This window comes from Bacillus sp. AF62, assembly GCF_050312695.1.
Classification (GTDB): Bacteria; Bacillota; Bacilli; order Bacillales; family Bacillaceae_G; genus Bacillus_A; species Bacillus_A cereus.
In genome coordinates, this window is the sequence record NZ_JBNPJZ010000112.1 from 1 (window position 1) to 6,907 (window position 6,907).

A 6,907-nucleotide genomic window follows, 5' to 3' on the forward strand; every position below is an offset into this window, starting at 1 on the left:
AAGAAAAGTAATGGAGAGCAAGGAACGTTCAGTGATGAAGAATTAACCACTGACACGTTCCTTGCTCTTTGTTATAAAGCGAAATTAACACATTGGGATTTGGAAATTATGACGATCGGTGATTGTTTTGATTACATTTCTGAATTCGCTGAAATGGAGAATCCAGATAAAGAAAAAATTAGAAAAGCAAATCAAAAAGACTTCGATTCATTCTAAGAAAGGAGTGAGAAAATGGCAGGAAGAATTAAAGGTATTACGATTGAAATTAATGGTAACACTCAACCGTTACAAAACGCTCTAAAAGATGTTAATAAACAAAGCGATTCTTTAGCTAAAGAATTAAAAGATGTGGAGCGTTTGTTAAAGTTTGATCCTGGTAATGTGGAAGCATTAGCGCAAAAACAACAGTTACTTACACAACAGATTGAGAATACAACGCAAAAGCTAGATAAGTTGAAAGCAGCGGAACAACAAGTACAAGCTCAATTTCAAAACGGTAAAATTTCTGAAGAACAATATCGTGCATTCAGACGTGAAATTGAATTTACAGAAGGATCGCTTAATGGTCTGAAAAATAAACTCGGAAACATGAAAGCTGAACAAGAGAATGTAGCGAGTTCTACAAGGCAATTAGAAACATTGTTTAGAGCTACAGGAAAAAGCGTTGATGATTTTTCAGGCGCATTAGGTAATCGTCTTGTACATGCAATTAAAAGTGGATCGGCTACAAGTCGACAGTTAGAACAAGCAATCGGTCTGATTGGTCGTGAAGCTTTAGGAACTGAAGCTGATATTGAAAAGTTACAACGTGCGCTACGATCTGTCGATGCTGGAAATTCAATTCAACAAGTTCGAAATGAGCTGAGAGATTTACAACAAGAAGCTGAGAGAACAGAGAAGAAGTTTGAAGGGCTCCAAGTAGGACTTGAAAACGTCATTGGTGGAATGGCAGCTGGTGGCGGTATTGCTAGTGCAGTTGAAAAAGCAATGGATATGTCGAAATTGAAAACTAAGATTGATATCACTTTTGATGTTCCAGAGTCTTCGAAAAAATCAGTGGAAGAAGCTATTAGGGGCGTTAGTACTTATGGTATTGACGCTGAAGAAGCGTTAGAAGGTGTTCGCAGACAATGGGCATTAAATAAGGATGCTTCTGATGAAACAAATGCCGCTGTGGTTAAAGGGGCAGCAACTATTGCAGCATCCTATGCTGGAATTGATTTTAATGAACTTATACAAGAAACCAATGAGATTGGTGCGACGTTAGGTATTACTAACGAGGAAGCATTGGGACTAGTTAATACATTATTAAAAACAGGATTTCCACCAGAACAATTAGATATTATTGCTGAATATGGGGATCAGATGATTCAAGCTGGATTTTCGGCTAAAGAAGTCCAAGGAATCATGTCAGCAGGAGTAGATACTAAAAGTTGGAATATTGATAACCTATTGGATAAATGATTGTCCCTATGAGTGGCGACATTCATAGAAAACTCCTTTAATTCAGTGGAACTCTCAAAAGAGACAATACTGAGCGAAGCCTTTAACAAAGGAACGTGCAACGACTAGCTGAAAAGCGTAGGGTGTAAGCTGATGACATCCGAAATGGGGAGCATCTTATATAAAAGATGATGATATAGTCTGGTCTGTATAGTGATGTACAGAAGTTCATAAGAGAACTGGCAGGATGTTGCGAATCCTGTTGAACATATCGGGTGTAAAAGAAGGTCGTATTAAAATGGCCGAATTTGGTGCGGGTGTAGATAAATCTATGCAAGCGGTTTTAGATAAAACAAAAATCTCGGCGGATCAGTTTGAAAAATGGGGTCAGGCAATTGCTGGCGGTGGTGAAAATGGACAAAAGGCTATGCTTGAGGCAACTAAGGCTTTAGCTGGTGTTGAAAATGCAACAGACAGAAATGTACTTGGCACGAAGATGTTCGGTACTCTTTGGGAAGACCAAGGGAAGAAAATCATCGATACCATTTTGAAAGCGGAAGGTAAACAAGTCGATTTAAAAAAAGGAGTAGAAGACTTACAAGGTGCTACTTCTAAAATAGATGCATCTCCAGCGGTTAAATTTCAACAAGCAATGCAAGATTTACAAGTTGCTCTTCAGTCTGTTCTTGCAGTTATAGCAGATCTTGTCTCTAAATTCGCTGAATGGATTTCTAATAATCCTGAATTAGCAGCAACGTTAACAGCGATTGCTGTTGCTATTGGTGTCATTTCTGGCGCGGTTATGGCTCTTGCTCCGATCGTTATGGCGGTCATGAGTTTGTTTAGTATTGGAGCGGCTGCAGCAGCAGGAATTGTTGCTGGTATTCCTCTTATCATAGCCGCTATAGCAGCTATAGGAATTGCCATCTATAAAAACTGGGATGATATCCAAAAATGGACCATCGAAGTTTGGAATTCCGTTATAGAATTTCTAACAGGAATTTGGGAGGGAATATCCCAATGGGCAACTGAAATGTGGGAAAGTATGAGTGAATCTACTTCTTCAGCTTGGAATGCCATTAAAGAATTTTTAACAGAACTATGGAATGGAATCGTGGAGTCTCTATCTGAAACATGGAATTCGATTGTTGAAACGACTACGGAAACATGGAATGCTATCGTGGAGTATTTGACTGGAATTTGGGATGGAGTAGTTGAAACACTATCAGAAGTTTGGAATAGTATCAGCCAAACCACTTCTGAAGTGTGGACGGCGATTAGTGAGTTCTTCCAAGAAACTTGGAATGGATTAGTTGCCTTTCTAACTCCTATTTTACAGGGGATTGCTGATTTCTTCTCTATGATTTGGAATGGCATTTCCACAGTGATTCAAACTGTATGGGATTTTATTACTCAATACTTACAAGCAATTTGGACGGCTATTTTATACTTTGCTACGCCAATATTTGAAAGTATCAAGAATTTCATTTCTGAATGTTGGAATACCATTAGTTCTACTACAAGTTTTGTATGGGAAACAATTAAGAATTTCTTAGTTTCCTGTTGGAATGGACTTGTAGCGTTTGTTATGCCGATTTTTGAAAAAATCAAGTCCTGGATTATTGCTGTGTGGGATACAATCAGTTCAGCAACGATGTCTGTATGGAATGCTGTTAAGAATTTCTTACAATCATGCTGGAACGGGTTAGTAGCTTTTGTAACGCCAATATTCACCTCAATAAAAGATTGGATTGTGAATACATGGAATACGATTAGTTCCACAACAAGTGCAGTGTGGAATACGATTAAAAGCTATCTATCTAGCTTATGGAACGCAATTGTTTCCACAGCAAGTTCTGTATTCAATAGCATCAAAGAAGCCATTTCAACGGTTTGGAACATGATTAGTAGCACAAGCAGTAGTATTTGGAATGGTATTAAATCTACACTTTCAAACATTTGGGAAGGTATAAAGTCAACCGCATCTTCTGTCTGGAATGGATTAAAAGAAGCCATTATGATTCCTGTTCGTTGGGTGACAAATGCGGTTAGTGGAGCATTTGAAGGCATGAAATCAGCAGTATTAGGCGTATGGGATGGTATTAAAAGTGGTATTCGTACAGCTATCAATGGAATTATTCGTATCATAAATAAATTTATAGATGGCTTTAATACACCAGCAGAATTATTAAACAATATACCAGGAGTTAGCGCGCCGACTATCCCACATGTACCTATGCTTGCTAAAGGCGGGAAGCCTGTCGGTGATGGCTCTTTCATAACTGGTGAAGCTGGTCCTGAGCTCTTTACTAAGAGAGGGAATTCAATTACAGTTACGCCGTTATCTTCAAAAGAAAGATCTCTCGGTATCACTGGAACTATGAATCAACTAATGAGTGATATGAGCCGGATGATGGCTAGTTCAATGAGTCAATTATCAGGGTTAAAGAGTGTTATGAGTGGTGTGTATGGAAATATGTCAAATAGTAGACAAGCTATGGCAGCTGGTGTTGCGAATCAAGTGATTAATTATTCTTCAGGATCACCTGGCGGTGGAGTCATTCCAATGCTTGGCGGTGATTTAGTTGTGGAAGTTCCTGTTGTTTTAGATGGACGAGATGTGGCACGTGGTACTTATCGATATACAACCGAGTACCAAGAAAGAGAAGAAAAACGAAACTCAGACTTTTAGGTTTGGGTTTCTTTTATTTTATAAAGAAATGAGGTGTCAAAATGAGCTCTTTCAAATTTAACAATGAACGTAAAAGGTATATCCAAATTGCAAAAGGTTGGAAAAGACCAACTTGGGCACCATTGAAACGGAATTTTCTACGTACCCCAGGATATCCAGGAGCAAGATTATTAAATACACAAACAGAAATGCGTGTTTTATCAATTCCTGTAGGGATTATAGTTCCTGATGATGCTGATTTAGAAATGTTAAAAGAAGAAATTGCAAGTTGGTTAATAACAGATCAACCAGTAGAGCTTATTTTTGATGTAGAACCCAATAGAACATATTTAGCAGTTGTGGATGACAGTTTTGATCCAGATGAGTTTGTAACACTTGGAATAGGGACTCTTACTTTCATTTGCCCAATGCCATATAAGTTAGGTCCTGTACAAAAGAAAACCTTGGCTATCGCAAATGGTGACTTAAAAACTAGTTTTCTTAATAAAGGTTCTGTAGAGTCAAATCCAATTATTGATATAAAGGTGGGCGCACAGAGTCCTTATCTCGATGTATGGAATGATGATGAATATTTTAGGATTGGTTATCCCACAGGGGTAAAAACTCGTGTTGTGAAACAAAATGATCGTCTCATATGGGATGAAATGACTAATTTAACCATTTGGGAAGCGATAACTGGAAAAATAGGAATTTATAAAAGTTCAGGGGCTATGAAAGTTTGGCAAGGATACGCTTTTACACCCGATTCGTATGGAACGGGAGCGAATGATGAGTGGCATGGTCCATTTATGAAGAGAACAATTCCTAATACAAGTGGAGTTATTCAAGATTTTAAAATTGATGTACAAATGAATTTTCAGTCTGAACATTGGAACAGAATGGGCAAAACGGTAGTCATGCTTTTAGATGCTAATGACAATGTGATAGTTGAATTAGCAATGGCTGATGAATATATGAGTCATGAAATGACAACAGCACAAGCAATTATTGATCCAGGAAGTTCTAGAAAGTGGATTGCTGACGAGATGGGCATGTACTCTGATACATTTAACGACTTTAGAGGACACGTTTCAGTAGCTCGCAGAGGGAAAGAATGGAGCTTCTATTTTGCTAAATATCGTAAGAACACCGAAATAGATGATGCTAGTTTTGTTCGTACATGGCGAGACAATTCTGACAGTAACCCTATGACAGCTAGACCAGTAGCAAAAATAGCTGTAGGGTGTATTGCTTATGGTGCAAATCCGCCAGTTGATGTCGCGTTTATTGAAGATGTTAAGTTTTGGAAGATTAATACTTTAACAATAGACGAGACTCCTTATATTTTTGATATAGGAGACAAAATACAGATAGATACAGAAAGATCATTAGTAACAATAAACGGTACAAATGCAATTGCATTAAAAGATATATTTAGTTCATTCCCTGTTATAAAGCGAGGGCAAAATGCAGTCATAATACGACCAGCTAATGTAGGAATAGCGGAATTAACGTATAGGGAGCGGTTTAGATGAGAACACCAAGTGGAGACTTACATGTCGTTGATTTTAAAACAAATCAAATCGTTTCAGATATACAGCCTAAAGACTATTGGGATGACAAACGACATTGGGAAATCAAAAATAATATCGATACTCTAGAGTTTAGGATATTTGAAAATACAGATCATGCAGCAACACTTGTACAACAAAATTTAGTACTAAAGGAAGTACGTGGTGGTAGAATCGTTCCTTATGTCATTACAGAAACGGAAAAAGATTCTAAAGATAGATCATTAATGGTTTATGCATCTGGTGAATGGATTCAGCTTGCTAAAGCAGGAATTATTGAACCACAAAAATTAGAAAGTAAAACATTGAAACAATGTATGGAAATAGCTCTTAAAGGGACGAAGTGGACAATAGGTAAAACCGAACATGATGGAGCGCATTCAATGGTAATTGAAGAATTTACAGATCCATTGGATTTACTTAAGAAAATTGCCGCTTCATTTGAATTAGAACTTCAATATCGTGCTGAAGTTGTTGGTTCTAAAATCGTTGGACGCTATGTGGATATGGCTCAGAAACGAGGAAGAGATACAAGAAAAGAAGTAACCTTTGGTAAAGATTTAATAGGAATTAAACGTATTGAGAACTCTCAAAGCATTTGTACAGCTTTATTAGGTTTTGTAAAAAAAGAAAATGGGGAATTCATTACAATCTCACCCATAAATAAGGGGGTTCCTTATCTTGTAGATGATGCAGCTTACCAACGCTGGAATGAGAACGGAAAACATAAATTCGCTTTCTACACTCCACAAACAGACGATCAAAATATGTCTCCTGAGAGACTTTTGACTTTAATGAAAACGGAAATGGGTAAGCTTGTGAATGCTTCCGTTTCTTATGGAGTCGATGCACAAAATATAGCAAGAATACCTGGTTTATCACATGAAGAAATCAATGAAGGAGATACAATTCGAATTATAGATGAAGGGTTTACACCTAAGTTGTATCTTGAAGCGCGAGCTATTGCTGGTGATGAATCTTTTAAAAATCCTACACAAGATAACTATGTATTTGGTGATTATCGTGAAATTGTTGATCAAAATGATGAGTTGCGAAGATTGTATCAAAAGATACTAAGTTCATTGTATGACAAGGTTCCACAAGAGTTATTTGACCAATTAAATAATAAAGTAAAGGAACAAAATAAAGACATCATTGATGCTAAAGATAAAGCTGATCAGGCTCAAAAAGAAAGTCAAACAGCAAAAGATTTGGCAGAAAC

General features: G+C 37.3%; 4 protein-coding genes and 1 pseudogene. All 5 read left to right on the forward strand.

All coding sequences use genetic code 11. The features are described from left to right. Nucleotides 1–216, forward strand: a pseudogene (locus ACQRBL_RS27890) (hypothetical protein); the annotation flags it as partial. A 15-nt stretch (nucleotides 217–231) separates the two neighbouring features. Then, complete coding sequence (locus tag ACQRBL_RS27895; RefSeq protein WP_411996710.1) at nucleotides 232–1,464, forward strand: hypothetical protein; 1,233 nt, start codon at nucleotides 232–234, stop codon at nucleotides 1,462–1,464. Between the two features lie 277 nt (nucleotides 1,465–1,741). Continuing rightward, nucleotides 1,742–4,135: a phage tail protein gene (locus tag ACQRBL_RS27900; protein ID WP_411996712.1), complete on the forward strand. Its 2,394-nt coding sequence runs from the start codon at nucleotides 1,742–1,744 to the stop codon at nucleotides 4,133–4,135. A gap of 41 nt (nucleotides 4,136–4,176) precedes the next feature. After that, on the forward strand, nucleotides 4,177–5,649 hold the full coding sequence (locus ACQRBL_RS27905; protein ID WP_411996709.1) for a distal tail protein Dit: 1,473 nt from the start codon (nucleotides 4,177–4,179) through the stop codon (nucleotides 5,647–5,649). Continuing rightward, a partial coding sequence (locus ACQRBL_RS27910) for a phage tail spike protein (protein ID WP_427736039.1) occupies nucleotides 5,646–6,907 on the forward strand: 1,262 nt, incomplete at its 3' end. The genes ACQRBL_RS27905 and ACQRBL_RS27910, both read left to right, overlap by 4 nt.

What these genes read in the sequence shown, in the direction of transcription:
- ACQRBL_RS27900 (WP_411996712.1), top strand. Translation starts at nt 1,742, where the DNA reads ATGGCCGAATTTGGTGCGGGTGTAGATAAATCTATGCAAGCGGTTTTA.
- ACQRBL_RS27895 (WP_411996710.1), top strand. Translation starts at nt 232, where the DNA reads ATGGCAGGAAGAATTAAAGGTATTACGATTGAAATTAATGGTAACACT.
- ACQRBL_RS27905 (WP_411996709.1), top strand. Translation starts at nt 4,177, where the DNA reads ATGAGCTCTTTCAAATTTAACAATGAACGTAAAAGGTATATCCAAATT.